14 protein-coding genes are annotated in these 18,240 nt (G+C 63.1%); 13 read left to right on the forward strand and 1 reads right to left on the reverse strand.

The annotated features are described in order from the left end of the window. Positions 1 to 27 precede the first annotated feature (27 nt). From BBI10_RS19130 to BBI10_RS19140, 3 genes are all read left to right on the forward strand, one after another. Positions 28 to 2,064: a methyl-accepting chemotaxis protein gene (locus BBI10_RS19130; RefSeq protein ID WP_065991174.1), complete on the forward strand. Its 2,037-nt coding sequence runs from the start codon at positions 28 to 30 to the stop codon at positions 2,062 to 2,064. 90 nt (positions 2,065 to 2,154) lie between these two features. After that, entirely contained in the window at positions 2,155 to 8,136 is a 5,982-nt protein-coding gene (locus BBI10_RS19135) for an Hpt domain-containing protein (RefSeq protein WP_065991176.1), read from the forward strand. Then, complete coding sequence (locus BBI10_RS19140) at positions 8,129 to 8,617, forward strand: chemotaxis protein CheW (protein WP_065991177.1); 489 nt, start codon at positions 8,129 to 8,131, stop codon at positions 8,615 to 8,617. The genes BBI10_RS19135 and BBI10_RS19140 overlap by 8 nt, the downstream gene beginning before the upstream one ends. A 358-nt stretch (positions 8,618 to 8,975) precedes the next feature. Here BBI10_RS19140 and BBI10_RS26765 read toward each other — a convergent pair whose 3' ends face one another. Further along, positions 8,976 to 9,209 (reverse strand): CopG family ribbon-helix-helix protein, encoded by a 234-nt coding sequence (locus tag BBI10_RS26765; protein ID WP_083233185.1) that lies wholly within the window; start codon positions 9,207 to 9,209, stop codon positions 8,976 to 8,978. Between the two features lie 271 nt (positions 9,210 to 9,480). Here BBI10_RS26765 and BBI10_RS19150 point away from each other — a divergent pair, with 271 nt between their 5' ends. The 10 genes from BBI10_RS19150 to madM all read left to right on the forward strand — a co-directional run bounded on the left by BBI10_RS19150 (position 9,481) and on the right by madM (position 18,078). Beyond that, positions 9,481 to 10,629, forward strand: coding sequence for a Fic family protein (locus BBI10_RS19150; protein WP_065991180.1), 1,149 nt, complete (start codon positions 9,481 to 9,483; stop codon positions 10,627 to 10,629). A gap of 98 nt (positions 10,630 to 10,727) precedes the next feature. After that, on the forward strand, positions 10,728 to 12,404 hold the full coding sequence (mdcA, locus tag BBI10_RS19155) for a malonate decarboxylase subunit alpha (RefSeq protein ID WP_065991182.1): 1,677 nt from the start codon (positions 10,728 to 10,730) through the stop codon (positions 12,402 to 12,404). Further along, positions 12,404 to 13,306 carry a triphosphoribosyl-dephospho-CoA synthase gene (locus tag BBI10_RS19160; RefSeq protein WP_065991184.1) on the forward strand — a complete coding sequence of 301 codons (903 nt, stop codon included), beginning with the start codon at positions 12,404 to 12,406 and terminating at the stop codon, positions 13,304 to 13,306. The genes mdcA and BBI10_RS19160 overlap by 1 nt, the downstream gene beginning before the upstream one ends. A gap of 2 nt (positions 13,307 to 13,308) precedes the next feature. Next, complete coding sequence (locus BBI10_RS19165) at positions 13,309 to 13,608, forward strand: malonate decarboxylase subunit delta (RefSeq protein ID WP_065991186.1); 300 nt, start codon at positions 13,309 to 13,311, stop codon at positions 13,606 to 13,608. Beyond that, positions 13,601 to 14,452: a biotin-independent malonate decarboxylase subunit beta gene (locus tag BBI10_RS19170; protein WP_065991188.1), complete on the forward strand. Its 852-nt coding sequence runs from the start codon at positions 13,601 to 13,603 to the stop codon at positions 14,450 to 14,452. The genes BBI10_RS19165 and BBI10_RS19170 overlap by 8 nt, the downstream gene beginning before the upstream one ends. Further along, a complete protein-coding gene (gene mdcE, locus BBI10_RS19175) occupies positions 14,449 to 15,252 on the forward strand; it encodes a biotin-independent malonate decarboxylase subunit gamma (protein ID WP_065991190.1) in 804 nt (267 codons plus the stop codon). Before BBI10_RS19170 ends, mdcE begins: the two co-directional genes overlap by 4 nt. Then, on the forward strand, positions 15,246 to 15,878 hold the full coding sequence (locus BBI10_RS19180) for a malonate decarboxylase holo-ACP synthase (RefSeq protein WP_065991192.1): 633 nt from the start codon (positions 15,246 to 15,248) through the stop codon (positions 15,876 to 15,878). The genes mdcE and BBI10_RS19180 overlap by 7 nt, the downstream gene beginning before the upstream one ends. Continuing rightward, the gene (gene mdcH, locus BBI10_RS19185) at positions 15,875 to 16,810 is read left to right on the forward strand and encodes a malonate decarboxylase subunit epsilon (RefSeq protein WP_065991194.1); all 936 of its coding nucleotides are present in this window, start codon (positions 15,875 to 15,877) and stop codon (positions 16,808 to 16,810) included. Before BBI10_RS19180 ends, mdcH begins: the two co-directional genes overlap by 4 nt. Before the next feature lie 67 nt (positions 16,811 to 16,877). Continuing rightward, entirely contained in the window at positions 16,878 to 17,312 is a 435-nt protein-coding gene (gene madL / locus BBI10_RS19190) for a malonate transporter subunit MadL (protein WP_065991198.1), read from the forward strand. Between the two features lies 1 nt (position 17,313). Then, positions 17,314 to 18,078 carry a malonate transporter subunit MadM gene (madM, locus tag BBI10_RS19195; RefSeq protein WP_037018905.1) on the forward strand — a complete coding sequence of 255 codons (765 nt, stop codon included), beginning with the start codon at positions 17,314 to 17,316 and terminating at the stop codon, positions 18,076 to 18,078. The last annotated feature ends 162 nt before the right edge of the window (positions 18,079 to 18,240 follow it).

An 18,240-nucleotide genomic window follows, 5' to 3' on the forward strand; every position in this document is an offset into this window, starting at 1 on the left:
ATCGAACATCAGGCGGAGCCCTGAGCAATGAGTAATACCGGCAAGTCACTGGAAGGCGCGCGCAGTCGATCACAGATCGTCGTGCTGTTCATCTGCCTCATCGTTTTCATCATGCTGCTGTTCGTCAACTTCGCGTACCTCAGCACGCAGTCCAACTACGACAAACAATACATCGGCCACGCCGGCGAGCTGCGGGTGCTGTCCCAGCGCATCGCCAAAAACGCCACGGAAGCGGCGGCGGGCAAGGCGGCGGCGTTCAAGCTGCTGGCCGACGCGCGCAACGACTTCGACACGCGCTGGCAGTATCTGAAGAAAGGCGACAAAAACACCGGCCTGCCTGCTGCGCCCGACGCGGTGAGCGATGAGCTGAAAGCGGTGCAGACCGACTGGGAAAACCTGCGCAAAAGCACTGACGTGATTCTTGCCCGCGAGCAAACCGTGCTCTCGCTGCATCAGGTCGCGGCGACGCTGGCCGAGACCATCCCGCAGTTGCAGATCGAATCGGAAAAGGTCGTCGACATTCTCCTGCAAACCCGTGCGCCCGCCAGCCAGGTGGCCCTTGCCCAGCGGCAGTCGCTGCTGGCCGAGCGGATACTGGGCGCAGTCAACACGGTGCTGTCGGGTGATGAAACGGCGGTTCAGGCAGCGGATGCTTTCGGTCGCGATGCCAGCCAGTTCGGGCGCGTGCTCAACGGCATGCTCGAAGGCAACGCAACGTTGAAGATCGCCCAAGTCGAAGACCGCGATGCGCGGGCGCGGCTGGCCGAGATCGCCGAGCTGTTCCAGTTCGTCTCGGGGTCGGTGGACGAAATCCTCGAAACCTCGCCGGAGCTGCTGGAAGTCCGGGAAGCGGCAGGCAGCATCTTTAATCTGTCGCAGACGCTCCTCGACGAAGCCTCGGTGCTCGCTAACAGCTTCGAGCACATGGCCGGTGGCCGCGCGGTGTACAGCTATGCCGGCTACATGCTGGGCCTGCTGGCCCTGGCGTCGATCATCCTGATAGGCCTGGTGATGGTGCGCGAAACCAATCGGCAGCTGCGCGAAACCGCCGAGAAGAACGAGCGCAACCAGAACGCGATCATGCGCCTGCTCGACGAGATCGAAGACCTGGCGGACGGTAATCTGACCGTGGCCGCTTCGGTCACCGAGGATTTCACCGGCGCCATTGCCGATTCGATCAACTACTCCATCGACCAACTGCGCGAGCTGGTGTCGACCATCAACCTCACCGCCGAGCAAGTGTTCGGCGCCGTGAAAGACACGCAGACCACCGCCACGCAACTGGCCGCTGCGTCCGAGCATCAGGCGTTGCAGATCGCAGCGGCGTCCAACGCCATCCATGACATGGCAACTTCCATCGATCAGGTCTCGGCCAATGCGTCCGAGTCCGTCGCGGTGGCCGAGCGGTCCGTGACCATCGCCAACAAGGGCAACGAAGTGGTGCATAACACCATCACCGGCATGGATAACATTCGCGAGCAGATTCAGGACACGTCCAAGCGCATCAAGCGGTTGGGCGAGTCTTCCCAGGAAATCGGCGATATCGTCAGTCTGATTGATGACATCGCCGACCAGACCAACATTCTCGCGCTCAACGCCGCGATCCAGGCCTCCATGGCCGGTGATGCCGGGCGCGGGTTTGCGGTGGTGGCCGATGAAGTCCAGCGGCTGGCCGAGCGCTCGTCGTCAGCCACCAAGCAGATCGAGACGCTGGTGCGTGCGATTCAGAACGACACCAACGAAGCGGTGATCTCCATGGAGCAGACCACCGCGGAAGTAGTGCGCGGTGCGCGGCTGGCGCAGGATGCCGGTGTCGCGCTCGAAGAGATCGAAGGCGTGTCCAAGATCCTCGCCGCGCTGGTCGAAAGCATCACCAATGCAGCGCAGCAGCAGGCGGCATTGGGTCAGCAGATATCCTCGACCATGCTGGTGATTCAGCAGACCACCACGCAGACCACCTCAGGCACGGCGGCCACCGCTCGGAGCATGGGCAATCTGGCGAAGATGGCCAGCGAGATGCGCCGCTCGGTGTCCGGCTTCACGCTGCCGACATCGCGGCAGTGATGGCCGTTGTGAAGGCGCGTTTGATAGCCCCGCTAATGCACCCGTTACTGCACATGAAGCAGCGTCAAGGCACAGGCAACCGGAGTCACCATGGCTGACCGTCACGATTACGTGGCCCTGGAGTGGGTCAAAGGCGAAATAGCCGAAACCCTCACCCACGCCCGACAGGCGCTGGACACCTTCGTCGCCCAGCCTCACGACGCAGCGGCGATGGACGAGTGCCTCGAGCTCATCCATCAGGTTCACGGCAGCCTGCAGATGATCGAGTTCTACGGCGCCGCGCTGTTCGCCGAGGAAATCGAACAGCTGGCGCTGGCACTGAAACAAGGCCATGTCGCCCAGGAAAACGAAGCGATTCAACTGCTGAATCTGGCGATGACCCAGCTGCCGGTCTATCTGGAGCGTGTGCACTCCGCTCGCCGTGATCTGCCGTTGGTGGTGCTGCCGCTGCTCAACGACTTACGCAGCGCCAGGGGCGAAAACCTGCTGTCCGAGACCAGCCTGTTCTCGCCGCAATTGCTGTCCATTCCCGCTCTTGATGCCGACGCGTTGGCCGAGCGCGACAGCCCGGAACTGCCCGCGAAACTGCGCAAGCTGCGGCAGACGCTGCAAACCGCGCTGGTCGGGCTGCTTCGCGATCAGGACGTGCAGACTCAACTCGGATACATGGGCAAGGTGTTCGCGCGGCTTGAGGTGTTGTGCGAGGACGCGCCCCTCGAACCGCTGTGGCGCATCGCTTCCGCGCTGGTCGAAACCATGCTCAGCGGCAACTTCACCAACAGCCCGGCGCTGCGCAGTCTGTTCAAGGACGCTGACAAAGAACTCAAACGTCTGCTGGATCAGGGTATTGAAGGCATCAATCAGCCTGCGCCCGACGAACTCCTGAAAAGCCTGTTGTTTTACATCGCCAAGTCCGACAGCGAGGCGCAGAAGATGACGGACTTGAAGGACCAGTACGCCCTTGCCGATGCCCTGCCGCACAGTGCCTTGGTTGCTGAAGAACGTGCGCGCATGGCCGGGCCGGATCGCGACGCCATGCGCTCGGTGATCATTGCCCTGTGCGATGAGCTGGTGCGCACCAAGGAGCGGCTCGACGTTTTTGTGCGCGGGGACCGTCAACACGTCAGTGACCTGAGCGCGTTGCTGCCGCCGCTACGGCAGATCGCCGACACCCTGGCGGTGCTGGGATTTGGGCAGCCGCGCAAAGTCATCATCGATCAGATGACCGTGGTGCAGGGCATGGCCCAAGGACAACGCGCGCCCGACGATGCCACGTTGATGGACGTCGCCGGTGCGTTGCTGTACGTCGAATCCACCCTCGCGGGCATGGCCGGAACGGTCAACCAGAGCAGCCCCGAAGAGAGTCGTCTGCCCACCACGGACCTCAGTCAGATTCACCAACTGGTCATCAAGGAAGCGCGCATCGTCCTGCAGCAGGCCAAGGATGTGATCGACGATTACGTCGACGGCGAGCTGGACCGGGGCCGTCTGCAGCCGCTGTCGGAGCAATTGGTCCAAGTGCGCGGCGCGCTGGCGATGATCCCGCTGGCGCGGGCATCCGGACTGCTGGCGGCGTGCAACGACTACATCACCGAGCACTTGCTGGTCGACACCGAAAGCCCGGCGGCCTCGCAGCTCGATCACTTGGCGGACGTGATCATCGGCGTCGAGTATTACCTCGAACGCATGGCCGAGGACCCGGAAGCGCCGGGTGAGCACGTGCTGGATCTGGCCCAGGAGAGTCTCGCCCGGCTCGGTTATTCACCGGTCCCGGAAGCACTGGATGTGCCGGTGCTCGAAGAAATCATCAGCGAAGAAGAGCTGCAAGACCTGCACGAACGCCAGGCCTTGGTCAGCCCGAGCCGGACCCTCGCCGAAGTGCTGGCCAGCCCGTTGTCGGCGGTCAACCCGCCGGCGCGCGATATGCCGGCCAGCCTGTTGCCGCCGCCGAAGGGTGAGCAGGCAATCGATGACGAGCTGCGCGAAGTCTTCCTCGAAGAAACCGACGAGATGCTCGAAGCCCTGCGCGAGTACGTGCCGCGCTGGCTTGCCGATCCTGGCAATCTCTCGGCGCTGGGCGAAATTCGTCGGGCGTTTCACACGCTCAAGGGCAGCGGCCGGATGGTCCGTGCGCTGATTCTGGGCGAGCTGGCGTGGTCGGTGGAAAACCTGCTGAACCGCGTGCTGGAGCGCAGCGTCGAGCCGGACGCACGGGTGCAGCAGTTGCTCACAGACGTGCAGGCCTTACTGCCGGACGTGATTCGCGATTTCGCCGAGGATGTTCAGCGCCAGCGCGATGATGTCGACCAACTGGCGGCCCAGGCCCACGCGCTGGCCCAGGGTGAGGCGGGCGACGTCGAGCCTGCGCAGCGGCTGGCGGATGAAGAGGGTTTTGATCCGCAGTTGCTGGAGATTTTCCGACAGGAAGCCCACACCCACCTGAACACCATGGCTCGCTACCTCGACGCTGCGCAGGACCATGATGCGCCGCTGTTCAGTGATGATCTGCTGCGCGCGCTGCACACCCTCAAAGGCAGCGCTTACATGGCGGGCGTTTTGCCGATCGCCGAGCTGGCGAGCCCGCTGGATCAGTTGGTGCGCGAGTTCAAGACCAATCTGATCGCGGTCAGCCAGGGCGAAATCGACCTGCTGCGGGCGGCCGAGCCTTTGTTCCATCAAGGCCTGTCCCAGTTGAATGTCGACCCGCTGATGCCCATCGAAGGCGCCGCCGCGCTGATTCAACAAGCCCATGAGTTGCTCGACGCGCGCCTGGCCGATGCCCTGAGCGACGACAGCAATGGCCTGCGCACGCGGCGCAATCCGCAGCTGATTGCGAGCTTTCTGGCCGAAGGCATGGACATTCTGCTGGACGCTGACAATTTGCTCAAAGACTGGCGCCAGCACCCCGGCCATCGCCAGGAACTGAATGCGCTGCTCGACGAACTGACCATGCTCGGCCACGGCGCGCACGTAGCCGACCTGCCCCAGGTCGATGAGCTCTGCGAAGCACTGCTCGACCTGTATGGCGCCGTAGAGGAGAGCAGCCTTGCGGTCAGCGAGCGGTTTTTCGACGAAGCCGAAAAGGCCCACGAAGCGCTGATCAACATGCTCGATCAGGTCGCCGCCGGACAGGAAGTCCAGCCGTGCCCCGAGCGCGTGGGCGCCTTGCGCGGTCTGCTCGCCGAAGCGCTGGACCCCGGCGCAATGGGCGTTATCAAACCTGATCGCGGTGGGGCGACAAGCATCACGAACATGGAGGAGGTCACCGAGCACCTCGCTCAACCCGCCCAGCCTGCCCGGGATGATTTCGATCAGGAAATCGTCGAGATCTTCCTCGAGGAGGCGGTCGACATTCTCGACATCGCCGGCCCTGCGCTGCAGCGCTGGCTCGACGACCCGGAAAACCCGCTGCCGCTGTCATCGTTGCAGCGTGACCTGCACACCCTCAAAGGGGGCGCGCGCATGGCCGAAATCGGCCCGGTGGGTGACCTCGGTCATGAACTGGAATCGCTCTACGAAGGCCTGCTCGACCGACGTTGCGGTTACTCGCCGCAACTGGCCGACTTGCTGGTACACAGCCACGATCACCTGTCGCTGATGCTTGAGCAGCTGCAGCACCGTTCGGCGCTGACCAGTCCCTCGGCGCTGATCGAGAAGATTCGCGAGTTTCGTCAACGCAACTGCTACCTGCTGCCCAATGACGGCGAGACGCGCAACGTCAGCGCAATGATTCACTCGCTGGACGAGCGCGATCCGGAACTGCTGGAGATCTTCCTCGAAGAAGCCGACGACATCATCGAGAGCAGCAGTGCGGCATTGGTACGTTGGCAGGCCGACCCTCAGAACGCGCAGGAAGTCGAGAACCTGCTGCGCGATCTGCACACGCTCAAGGGCGGCGCGCGGATGGTAGAAATCGCGCCAATTGGCGATCTGGCCCATGAGCTGGAGTCGCTGTACGAGGGATTGTCGACCGGCGCGTTGAAAAACAGCGCGCTGCTCAACGGCCTGCTGCAAAGCGGCCACGACATGCTCGCCGACATGGTTGATGCCGTTCGAGGTTATGAGCCGTTGCCCAATCCGGCGCTGCTGATCGAGAGCATCGGTCACTACACCTCGTCCGGAGCCGCCCGCGAGCCCGTCGAAAAACCTCAGGAGGTGCCGGCTCCGCTGCCAGCGCCTGCTGTTGATCCGGCGGCGGCACAGGCCGAGGCCGATGGCGAGCGTACCGGACCGGAGATGATCAAGGTCCCGGCCGAGCAGCTGGAAGACCTGGCGAATCTGGCCGGGGAGACCTCGATATTCCGGGGCCGTGTCGAGCAGCAGGTCAGCGACGCGCAGATCACCCTGGTCGAAATGGAAACAACCATCGAGCGGATGCGCGATCAGCTGCGCAGACTCGACATCGAGACCCAGGGCCGTATTCTCAGCCGTGACCATCACACCGATCGGCACGGATATGAAGCATTCGACCCGCTGGAAATGGACCGTCATTCGCAGCTGCAGCAGTTGTCCCGCGCGCTGTTCGAGTCCGCGTCCGACCTGATGGACCTTAAGGAAACCCTCGACACCCGCGCCCATGAGGCCGAAACCCTGCTGCTGCAACAGGCACGGGTGAACACCGAACTGCAGGAAAGCCTGATGCGCACGCGCATGGTGCCGTTCGAACGCATGGTGCCGCGCCTGCGCCGAATTGTCCGTCAGGTATCGGGCGAGCTGAACAAGAAGGTCAAGTTCGACGTCATCAACGCCGAGGGCGAGATGGATCGCAACGTCCTTGAACGCATGGTTGCGCCCTTGGAGCACATGCTGCGCAACGCCGTCGACCATGGTCTGGAGAGCGTCGAGGAGCGCCTGGCCGCCGGTAAATCCGAGTGGGGGCATATCACGCTGAGTCTTGCCCACGAAGGTGGTGACATCGTCATCGAGATGCGCGACGACGGCGCCGGTGTCGACTTCGAGGCCGTGCGGCGCAAGGCGATCAAGCGCGGCATGATCAGTCCCGACGCCGAGCTGAGCGAGCACGACATTCTGCAGTTCATCCTGCGCGCGGGCTTTTCCACCGTCGAGACCATCACCCAGATTTCCGGGCGCGGCGTCGGCATGGACGTGGTGCACGCCGAGGTCAAGGACCTTGGCGGTTCGATGGTCATTGATTCCAGGGCGGGAGAGGGCGCGCGTTTCCGCGTCCGCTTGCCGTTCTCGGTGTCGGTCAATCGGGCGCTGATGGTGCAAAGCGGCGAGGAGCAGTACGCCGTGCCGCTGAACAGTATCGAGGGCATCGTGCGCGTGATGCCGAGCGAGCTGGAGACCTGTTATCACTCGGTGCCGCCGCGCTACGAGTACAGCGGACGGAGTTACGAATTGCGTTATCTGGGCGAACTGCTCAATAACGGTCATCCGCCGAAACTGAGTGGCCAGACACAGACCCAGCCGCTGCCGGTGCTTTTGGTCCACGTACACGATCAGTGGGTCGCGGTGCAGGTGGATGCGCTGGCCGGCTCGCGGGAAATCGTGGTGAAAAACCTGGGCCCGCAGTTTTCCGCGATACCGGGGATTGCCGGCGCGACCATTCTGGGGGACGGCCGCGTGGTGCTGATCCTGGACCTGTTCGCGCACATCCGGCGCTTCCATGCCAAGCTGCTTGCGCTGCACGTCGCGGGGTATGCGCCGGTGCGCCATGTCGAACCCGAACAGGCGCGGCCGTTGCTGGTGATGGTGGTGGATGATTCGGTAACGGTGCGCAAGGTCACCGGCCGCTTGCTGGAGCGCAACGGCATGAACGTGCTGACGGCCAAAGATGGCGTCGATGCCATGGCGCTGCTGCAGGAGCACACCCCGGACATCATGCTGCTGGACATTGAAATGCCGCGCATGGACGGCTTCGAGGTGGTCAGCAAGATTCGCGGAGACGACGCCTTGAAGCACCTGCCGATCATCATGATCACGTCGCGATCAGGGCAGAAGCACCGCGACCACGCCATGGCGCTGGGGGTTAACGAATACATGAGCAAGCCGTATCAGGAAGCCGCACTGCTGGAGAGCATTGCCCACTGGAGCCACGCCCATGTCTGACACCACGACGCAAACGGCGCGGCTGACCAGCCTGACCGGGTTGCTGATCCCCCTCAGTGACCGGCACCTGCTGCTGCCCAATGTCGCTGTCGCCGAACTTATCGACTATCAGGACAGCGTCGCCGACCCCGCCGCACCCCAGTGGTACCTGGGCCCGATCAATTGGCGCCACCGCAGCCTGCCGCTGCTCAGCTTCGAAGCCGCCTGCGGCAGCCGCGCCCGTGTCGGAGGCCGCGCCCGCATCGTCGTGCTCAACGCCCTCGGCGGCCGGCCTGATCTCAAATTCATCGCCCTGCTGACCCAGGGGATTCCGCGCTCCTGCAAACTCGATAGCCAGCTTAGCTATGTTGACGTGCCGCTGGCGGAGTTGGAACTGGCCGCGGTGCAAGTCGGCGAGACCGTGGCGAAGATCCCGGACCTTGTGGCGCTGGAAGGGTGGCTGGTGGATGCGGGGTTGATTCAGGTGACGCCGAGCTTGTAAGAGACTCCCCGGCTCTCAAACGCCGCAGGGTGCATGCCGGACACAGCCCCTGTAGGAGTGAGCTTGCTCGCGAAGACTGCTTTTCAGCCGCTGAAAATTTGGTGGATGTACCGACCCTTTCGTCCGTATGCGGCCCAGAGCAAGCTCGCTTCCAGGACTGCATGTCACCCGCCGCAGGTTGCATGCCCAACACAGCCCTTGTGGGAGTGAGCTTGCTCACGAAGACTGCATTTCAGCTGCTGGAGATTTAGCGACCGTCCTGGCCTCTTCGCGAGCAAGCTCGCTCCCACAATTTGATCTCCTGCATGCTCAACTTGTGTCTGTCCGAAGGATTCAGGAGTTGCCAGCGGAAGCCGGCTCAGATCAGGCTGAAGTGTTTCGCTTTCACAGATTCAATGTCGGTGAGGTTCCCTGCATCGGCATCCGCTATGCCGTCCGAGACAGCCTGCATCTGGTGCTTCTCGGCCTCGAGGTAGCGGCTCAGTGCTTGCTGAAGGTGATATTGCCGATCACGCCCAGTGGCGCCGACCAACTGGTCAAGTGTTTGTACTGTTTCTTCATCGGCTTGAAATGACAGGACAGTCGATGACATGAGATCTCCGGGCGCTTGAAAGGCATATATGTCGCTCTCAAAGGTAGGAGTCTGGGTCGGAAAAGGCAATTCAGGCGGTCGCGGCATCGGGATCAGACTTCAAATTTGTGAAGCAGACAGTTTAATCAGTCAAAAAGGGTCGACTGCGGTACATATATATCGCTTTCCCCCCAAATCCCTCCTAGACGCTGAGCCGAATAAACCGCATATTCGGCTCATATCGTGAGCCGAATAGAACGGCTAATCGGCTCACACTCCTCCGAGGCGTCCGGTGAAACAGTCAGCAAAATGGATTTGGCAACACCCCAAATGGCCTTCCTTTTCTTGGGACGTTGAGCCGTTGGCGCCGCTGTTGCGGGCCTGCAACCAGGCGCAGGGTCAGTTATTGGGGATGATGTGCGCGTCAGGCGCTGGCGCGAATGTTGAGCGCGAACTGGACGCCTTGCTGCAGAACGTCATCACCTCATCGGCCATTGAGGGTGAGCAACTCAATGTGGAGTCGGTGCGTTCTTCGCTTGCAAAGCGGCTCGGGCTCGCCAGCGATGAACGGGTGACTGCCCGAAGCGAAGGTCTTGCGGAGCTGATGCTGGACGCCACTCAACAACACGATGGGCCGCTGACGTCTGAACGGCTAATGCACTGGCAACGCTTGTTGTTTCCCGACACTAGCGCGCTGACGGCACGCCCCATTCAGGTCGGAACGCTCAGAGGGCCTGAGCCCATGCAGGTCGTGTCCGGTCGCATCGACCGTCCCGTGGTGCATTTCGAGGCGCCTGGACGCGAAGGCCTGGAGCAAAAGCTCGATGACTTTTTCTACTGGTTCAACAGCAGCCATGCCGACCCTACCCTCGACCCTTTGGTCCGCGCGGGCATCGCGCATTTCTGGTTCGTGACGCTGCACCCGTTCGACGATGGCAACGGACGTTTGACCCGCGCGATCACTGACTTGGCCATGGCCCAAGGCGAACATCAGGCCATACGCTTTTACGCCATGTCCGCGAGCATCCTCGCCCGCCGTCAGGACTACTACCGGATTCTGGAAGCGACCCAGCGTGGTGACCTGAACATCACTGAATGGCTCGTCTGGTTTTTACAGACCTTGCTCCACACGCTTGAGCAGGCCATGCAACGTATCGAGCGAGTGCTGGCGAAGGCGAGATTCTGGCAAGCCCATCGGGATGACGGGCTGTCTCCCGAGCAGACCAAGGTGCTTAATCGATTGTTGAATGGCGACCTGCTGTCGGAGAAACCCGACGCGGGTTTTACCGGTGGCATCAGCGCCGCTCAATACCAGGCGGTTGCCAAAGTCAGTAAAGCCACCGCCACCCGTCATCTTCGAGACCTTCTGGAAAAAGGCTGCCTGCTTAAACTCCCGGGCGGCGGGCGCAGCACCCGTTATCAGATCAACTGGGCGGACTGATCATTACTCTCAGCGTAACGATCCCGCCAGTTACTTGATTGATGCCGCACTTGAACCCCTCCTAATCTGCCCCACGACAGCGAACTCGTGGAGTCAGCATGACCACAACAACGAAACTTGACCCGCGCTGGTCGCGTCGTCGCACTGAAAAACTGCGACGGCTCGACCTGGTGCGTTCCTTCGCCGATGGCGTTGTACTGCCGACTGACAAGATTGTTGCGGCGCTTGAGGCGTTGATTGCGCCGGGCGATCGCGTAGTGCTGGAAGGCAACAACCAGAAGCAGGCGGATTTCCTGTCCCGCTCACTGGTGAAGGCCGATCCCGCCAAGCTTCACGACCTGCACATGATCATGCCCAGCGTCGGCCGTGCCGAGCATCTGGACCTGTTCGAACGCGGCATCGCCCGCAAGCTGGACTTCTCTTTCGCCGGCACCCAAAGCCTGCGCATCAGCCAGTTGCTGGAAGACGGCCTGCTGGAAATCGGCGCGATTCATACGTACATCGAGCTGTATTCCCGCCTGTTGGTTGACCTGATTCCCAACGTCGTGCTCTCGGCCGGTTTCATGGCTGACCGGGCCGGCAATATCTACACCGGCGCCAGCACCGAAGACACCCCCGCCCTGATCGAACCGGCCGCCTTCAGCGACGGTATCGTCATCGTGCAGGTCAACCAGTTGGTGGACGACGTCAGCGACCTGCCGCGGGTGGACATCCCGGCGTCATGGGTCGACTTCGTGGTCGTCGCCGACAAGCCGTTCTACATCGAGCCGCTGTTCACCCGCGACCCGCGCCACATCAAGCCGGTGCACGTGCTGATGGCGATGATGGCGATTCGCGGGATCTACGAGAAACACAACGTCCAGTCCCTCAACCACGGCATCGGCTTCAACACCGCAGCCATCGAGTTGATCCTGCCGACCTACGGTGAATCCCTGGGCCTGAAGGGCAAGATCTGCCGCAACTGGACGCTGAACCCGCACCCGACGCTGATCCCCGCCATCGAAAGCGGCTGGGTCGAAAGCGTGCATTGCTTCGGCACCGAGCTGGGCATGGAAAACTACATTGCCGCACGGCCCGACGTGTTCTTCACCGGCCACGATGGCTCCATGCGCTCCAACCGGATGATGTGCCAGCTGGCCGGGCAGTACGCGGTTGACCTGTTCATTGGCGCCACGCTGCAAGTCGACGGCGACGGCCATTCCTCCACCGTTACGCGCGGGCGCCTCGCCGGCTTCGGTGGCGCGCCGAACATGGGTCACGACCCGCGCGGCCGGCGTCACGCCACGCCCGCCTGGCTGGACATGCGCCAGCAGAGCGGTGACGGGCCGGACGCCTATCTTGAACGCGGCAAGAAGCTCGTCGTGCAAATGGTCGAGACTTTCCAGGAGGGCGGCAAACCCACTTTCGTCGAGACGCTGGACGCTGTCGAAGTCGCGAAAAAGAGCGGCATGCCCCTGGCGCCGATCATGATCTACGGCGACGACGTCACCCATCTGTTGACCGAAGAAGGCATCGCCTATCTGTACAAGGCGCGAACGCTGGAAGAGCGTCAGGCCATGATTGCCGCCGTGGCGGGGGTGACCTCCATCGGCCTGCGCCACAACCCGAAAGACACCGCCCGCATGCGCCGTGAAGGGCTGATTGCGCTGCCTGAGGATTTGGGCATTCGCCGCACCGACGCCAGCCGCGAACTGCTCGCCGCCAAGAGCATCGCCGAGCTGGTGGAATGGTCCGGCGGTTTGTACAACCCGCCTGCGAAATTCAGGAGTTGGTGATGCGCGCACTCAACGTAGCTTTCGATGCCTTCGATGCAGCGCCCGGTTCGGCCTGGCTGGCTGAGCGCCTGGCTGATCTGGCCGTGGATGCACTGATCGACGAAGCCGACCTGTCGCCAAAACCGGCGCTGGTCGATCGCCGCAGCAGTGGCGCCCACACCGATCTGCACTTGGGTCTGATGCACGCATCAGCGCTCTCGCTGTGGCCCGCGTTCAAGCAAATGGCCGACGCCGCCATCGCCATCGGCGAGCTCAACCCGGCACTGCGGGAAATCATCGGCCGCCTCGGTCGCGAGGGTGAAGCCGCGATGATGCGCACCACCAATGGGGTGAACACCCACCGTGGCGCGATCTGGGCATTGGGTTTGCTGGTCACCGCTGCCGCGCTGAATCCCGATGATCTTTCTCCAGAAGGGCTGAGCCGACGCGCAGGCCAACTGGCATTGATCGAGGATCGTCATCAGACCGCCAACCAGAGCCAGAGCCATGGCCAAGCCGTTGCGCAGAAATACGGCGCAATGGGCGCCCGGGAGCAAGCGCAAGCGGGTTTCCCTGCCGTCACCCAAACCGGTTTGCCGCAACTCCTCCGCAGCCGCGCCGCCGGGCATGGCGAGCAGAACGCGCGACTCGATGCACTGTTGGCGATCATGACCACGCTGTCCGATACCTGCGTGCTGTATCGCGCCGGTGAAGCAGGCCTGCACGCCATGCAACACGGTGCGCAGCAGGTACTGGACGCCGGCGGCAGCGCGACCCTCAGCGGCCGTCGCGCGCTGAATCAGCTGGATCAACAACTGCTGAGCCTGAACGCCTCTCCCGGCGGCGCTGCCGATCTGCTCGCCGCTTGCCTGTTTATTGATCGCCTGGAGCCTGCGCTCGGCGATGCAACGAGGAACGTCTGATCATGGAAACCCTGTCTTTTGAATTCCCCGCCGGGCAGCCGCCATTGGGTCGCGCGCTGGTGGGTTGTGTCGGTTCGGGTGATCTGGAAGTGCTCCTGGAACCGGGTCAGCCGGGCAAGCTGACGATCCAGGTGCTGACGTCGGTCAACGGCAGTTCGGCGCGCTGGGAAAATCTCTTCCAGCGCATGTTCGACGGCCAGACGCCACCGGCCATGAGCATCGACATCCATGATTTCGGCGCCACGCCGGGCGTGGTTCGGCTGCGCCTGGAGCAAGGTTTCGAGGAGGTCGGCCATGACTGACAGCACGCGGCTTCTGCAGCAGCACAGCTTCGTCGAGCTCGGCGCCCGGCAACGCGCCCGCGCACTGCTGGACAACGGCAGTTTTCGTGAGCTGATCGATCCTTTCGCGCGACTCGTCTCCCCTTGGTTGGCCAAGCAGGGCGTCGTGCCACAGGCCGACGATGGCGTGGTGATCGCCAAGGGCACGATCGAGGGCAAGCCGGTGGTGATCTGCGCCATCGAAGGCGGCTTTCAAGGCGGCAGCATGGGCGAAGTCGGCGGCGCGAAAATGGCCGGCGCGCTGGAACTGGCCGCCGAAGACAATCGCAAGGGCATTCCCACCGCAGCCGTTCTGCTGCTGGAAACCGGGGGCGTGCGCTTGCAGGAAGCCAACCTCGGGCTGGCGGCCATCGCTGACATCCACGCGGCCATCGTTGATCTGCGTCGTTATCAGCCAGTGATTGGCGTAGTGGCGGGCAGCGTCGGCTGCTTTGGCGGCATGTCGATTGCGGCGGGTTTGTGCAGTTATCTGGTCGTCACCCAGGAAGCCCGTCTGGGACTGAACGGTCCGCAAGTCATCGAGCAGGAAGCCGGCATCGAAGAATACGACTCCCGTGATCGGCCCTTCATCTGGAGCCTGACCGGGGGCGAGCAACGTTTCGCCAGCGGTCTGGTGGACGCCTTTGTCGCCGACGACATCAGCGCCATTCAGCAACAGGTGCAGGCGTTGTTGCACAAGGGCAAGCCCGAGCAGGAGCGCAGCAGTCGATACGCCTGGTTCCTCGCACGTCTGGCTCAAGTCGACACGGCCCAACAGATCGAGCCCGCTTCGGTGCGCACTGCCTATCAAGGAGACCGGTCATGAGTGCTTACTCCCATCGTGGATTGAACTGGTTCAACGCGCTGGCCGCAAACGCCGCTGAAGTGGCGGGGCTTCCGGCATCGGTCAAAGCGGCTGACGGTACGCTGGGTGATCGTCCTGCGCGATTCCTGGCGGTGGTTGCTGATCCTGCCAACCGCTTTCCCCGCGCACAAAACGGCGAAGTCGGATTGCTGGAAGGCTGGGGTCTGGCCCAGGCGGTGGAAGGCGCCATCGAGCTGGATCGGCACAGCGACATCAAGCGCACGCTGATTGCGATCATCGACGTGCCGAGTCAGGCCTATGGCCGCCGCGAGGAAGCGCTGGGCATTCATCAAGCGTTGGCCGGTGCCGTTGACGCCTATGCGCGGGCCCGACTGGCCGGGCATCCGGTGATCGGGCTGCTGGTGGGCAAGGCGATGTCCGGCGCGTTTCTCGCCCACGGTTATCAGGCCAATCGGCTGATTGCCCTGCGCGACCCCGGCGTTATGGTTCACGCCATGGGCAAGGCTTCTGCGGCGCGGGTGACGCTGCGCAGCGTCGAAGAACTGGAAAAACTCGCCGCGAGCGTGCCGCCGATGGCCTACGACATCGACAGCTACGCCAGCCTCGGTTTGCTCTGGGAAACCCTGTCGGTCAGTGAGATTGAGCAGCCAACGGCGTCGGATCTCACCCTGGTTCAGGACTGTCTGATTGCAGCGATTAAAGACACCCTGGCCGGGGCCAATGACCTGAGTACACGCCTGGGCGCGCCGAACCGTGCGGCGTCGTCGAAAGTGCGCGAGCTGTTGCGGGCTCAGTGGTGATGAACACTTTTCAGCCGGTGCTGCCCCACGACTTGTTGTGGGGTTTGTCGGCGGCTGCGTTGCCGATCGACGCGCCGGCATGGGCTATTGAAGCCCTTGGCCTCGGTCATCCCGTGGTGGTGCGCCGCGCCCGTGTCCCGGCTGGCCTGGTGGCGGTGGGTGTGCGGGGGCGCTCGCGGGATCAGCGCTACGCCACTCGCATGAAGCTCGACGATGTGCAACGGCGCGTGCGGCCTGAAGAGTTGATCGCCATCACGCCTGACGCTGATTGGCCGGCGTTGCGCGCCTTGCAGCAGATCTGTCCCGTGATGAATGCGCTCGGTCTGCCATGGGGCGTGGCGGGTGGCGCCGGTTTTGAGCTAGCGAGTGGCGTGCCGGTGCTGCACGCGGGCAGCGACCTTGATCTGATATTGCGCACGCCTCAATTTTTTGATCGCCAGCACGCCGCTCGTTTGGTCGAGCAGCTTGCCAGCGCGGTGTGCCGCATCGACCTTCAGCTTCAAACCCCGGTTGGTGCCGTAGCGCTGCGCGAATGGGCAGGACCGTCACGCCAGGTGCTGCTCAAAGCCGAAGACGGCGCGCGGCTTGTGGATAACCCGTGGCTGGCGCAGGCGGTTGCGGCATGAGCAGCTTCTGGGCGTTTCCCGGCCAGGGCGCGCAACAGCCGGGCATGCTCCACGGGCTGCCGGAGCACCCCTTGGTCGCGCAGAGCCTGGCGGAAGCGAGCGCTGCATTGAGCGAGGACGTCCTGACGCTGGACACCGCCCCCGCGCTGCAATCGACGCGAGCCGTTCAGCTGTGTTTGTTGATCGCCGGCGTCGCCTGTGCGCGCGTGCTGATGGCCGATGGAAACTCCCCTGACATGGTCGCGGGCTTGTCCATTGGCGCTTATCCCGCAGCGGTCATCGCGGGGGCTTTGGATTTCTCCGATGCCGTGCGTCTGGTGGCAATGCGTGGCGAGCTGATGCAAAGCGCTTATCCACAGGGCTACGGCATGACCGCGCTGATCGGGCTCGACCAACCCACGGTCGAAGGTCTGATCGTACGAATTCACAGCGTTGAGACGCCGGTCTATCTGGCCAATATCAACGCCGATAACCAGTTCGTCATTGCCGGGCGAGACGAGGCCATGGCGGCTGTCGCTGCGCTTGCAAAAGAGCAGGGCGCTGCGGCGGCCAAGCGGCTGGCGGTCAGCGTGCCGTCCCATTGCGAGCTGCTGGCTGAACCTGCGCGGGCGCTCGCCGAAGCGTTTTCCCGGGTAGCGGTGAAAGCACCGACGCTGAAATACCTCAGCGGCAGCACTGCGCGGCCGATGCTCAGCGCCGACAAGGTGCGCGATGATCTGGCGTTCAACATGTGCCGTGTCATCGACTGGCGCAGCACGGTGCAAACCGCTTACGAGCGCGGCGCGCGCCTGCACATCGAATTGCCGCCGGGCACGGTGCTGACGGGCCTGGCGCGCCGCGTCTTCGAACAAGGATCGGCCGTCGCTTTCCAGGGCGCTCGACTGGACACGCTCGGCGCGCTGTCGCGAGAGGAGGAACGCCGCCACTCATAAACCGACTGCTGCTTTCGAAGGAACACAAAAACAACAACTTCGACGATGCAATTTGAGGATAAGAACAATGGTTATTTATGGCGTGGCGTTACTCGCAATCTGCACCCTCGCGGGGGTGATTCTCGGTGATCTGCTCGGCGTGCTGCTGGGCGTCAAATCCAACGTGGGCGGCGTCGGGATCGCGATGATCCTGCTGATCTGCGCGCGGCTGTTCATGCAAAAGCGCGGCGGCATGAGCGAAGGCTGTGAAATGGGCGTCGGCTTCTGGGGCGCCATGTACATCCCGGTCGTCGTGGCCATGGCCGCTCAGCAAAACGTGGTGACGGCGCTCAAGGGTGGGCCGATCGCGGTCATCGCGGCGGTGGTGTCGGTGGTGGTCTGTGGCTGCACCATTGCCGTTATCAGCCGCATCAACAAGGGCGAGCCGCTGCCCAAAGAGGACGAACTGGCGAATCCGCTCCCGGTGATCGCGCCGACTGTTTCCCCGGCAGGAGGCCGCTGATATGTGGGAGCTCATTCAGAAAGACCTGATCAGTCAGGGTCTGGTCACCGCGTTCGCCGTCGTGGGCGTGGTGATGTGGATTTCGGTGGTGCTGTCCAAGCGACTGACGTTCGGGCGCATTCATGGTTCGGCCATTGCGATCGTCATCGGCCTGGTCCTGGCGTGGGTGGGCGGCACGATGACCGGCGGCCAGAAAGGGCTGGCGGACCTGGCGCTGTTCTCCGGAATCGGCCTGATGGGCGGGTCGATGCTGCGTGATTTCGCCATCGTCGCCACGGCCTTCGAAGTGCAGGCGACCGAAGCGAAAAAGGCTGGCTGGGTCGGCGCGTTCTCGCTGCTGCTCGGCACGTTGCTGCCGTTCATCGTCGGTTGCTGCGTGGCGTATGCCTTCGGCTATCGCGACGCCGTGAGCATCACCACCATTGGCGCGGGCGCAGTGACCTACATCGTCGGGCCGGTGACCGGTGCGGCGCTGGGCGCGACTTCGGACGTGATGGCGCTGTCGATCGCGACCGGTCTGATCAAAGCCATTCTGGTGATGGTCGGCACCCCGATGGCCGCGCGCTGGATGGGGCTGGATAACCCGCGCTCCGCGATGGTCTTCGGCGGTCTGGCCGGCACCGTGAGCGGCGTGACAGCCGGGCTCGCGGCGACGGATCGACGGCTGGTGCCTTACGGCGCGCTGACGGCGACCTTCCACACCGGGCTCGGCTGTCTGCTGGGGCCGTCGCTGCTGTACTTCATCGTCCGCGGGATTCTGGGCTGAGGCTTTGGGATGCGCGGTGTTCAGCAACATGCTGCCGCTGCGCGCCTGATTGCAGATCTACCTGCGAGCGTCGGAATCATGGGAGCGAGCTTGCTCGCGAAGGCTTACATTCAGCTTGCAGAGAAAGCAGCTGAATGTCCTGGCCTCTTCGTGAGCAAGCTC

This window comes from Pseudomonas graminis (genome assembly GCF_001705435.1).
GTDB classification, from domain to species: domain Bacteria; phylum Pseudomonadota; class Gammaproteobacteria; order Pseudomonadales; family Pseudomonadaceae; genus Aquipseudomonas; species Aquipseudomonas graminis_B.

Bases quoted from the DNA above. Each gene is read 5' to 3' on its own strand.
- BBI10_RS19130 (WP_065991174.1), top strand. From the start codon at position 28: ATGAGTAATACCGGCAAGTCACTGGAAGGCGCGCGCAGTCGATCACAG.
- madL (WP_065991198.1), top strand. From the start codon at position 16,878: ATGGTTATTTATGGCGTGGCGTTACTCGCAATCTGCACCCTCGCGGGG.
- BBI10_RS19140 (WP_065991177.1), top strand. From the start codon at position 8,129: ATGTCTGACACCACGACGCAAACGGCGCGGCTGACCAGCCTGACCGGG.
- mdcA (WP_065991182.1), top strand. From the start codon at position 10,728: ATGACCACAACAACGAAACTTGACCCGCGCTGGTCGCGTCGTCGCACT.
- mdcH (WP_065991194.1), top strand. From the start codon at position 15,875: ATGAGCAGCTTCTGGGCGTTTCCCGGCCAGGGCGCGCAACAGCCGGGC.
- BBI10_RS26765 (WP_083233185.1), bottom strand. From the start codon at position 9,209: ATGTCATCGACTGTCCTGTCATTTCAAGCCGATGAAGAAACAGTACAA.
- madM (WP_037018905.1), top strand. From the start codon at position 17,314: ATGTGGGAGCTCATTCAGAAAGACCTGATCAGTCAGGGTCTGGTCACC.
- BBI10_RS19135 (WP_065991176.1), top strand. From the start codon at position 2,155: ATGGCTGACCGTCACGATTACGTGGCCCTGGAGTGGGTCAAAGGCGAA.
- mdcE (WP_065991190.1), top strand. From the start codon at position 14,449: ATGAGTGCTTACTCCCATCGTGGATTGAACTGGTTCAACGCGCTGGCC.
- BBI10_RS19160 (WP_065991184.1), top strand. From the start codon at position 12,404: ATGCGCGCACTCAACGTAGCTTTCGATGCCTTCGATGCAGCGCCCGGT.
- BBI10_RS19170 (WP_065991188.1), top strand. From the start codon at position 13,601: ATGACTGACAGCACGCGGCTTCTGCAGCAGCACAGCTTCGTCGAGCTC.
- BBI10_RS19165 (WP_065991186.1), top strand. From the start codon at position 13,309: ATGGAAACCCTGTCTTTTGAATTCCCCGCCGGGCAGCCGCCATTGGGT.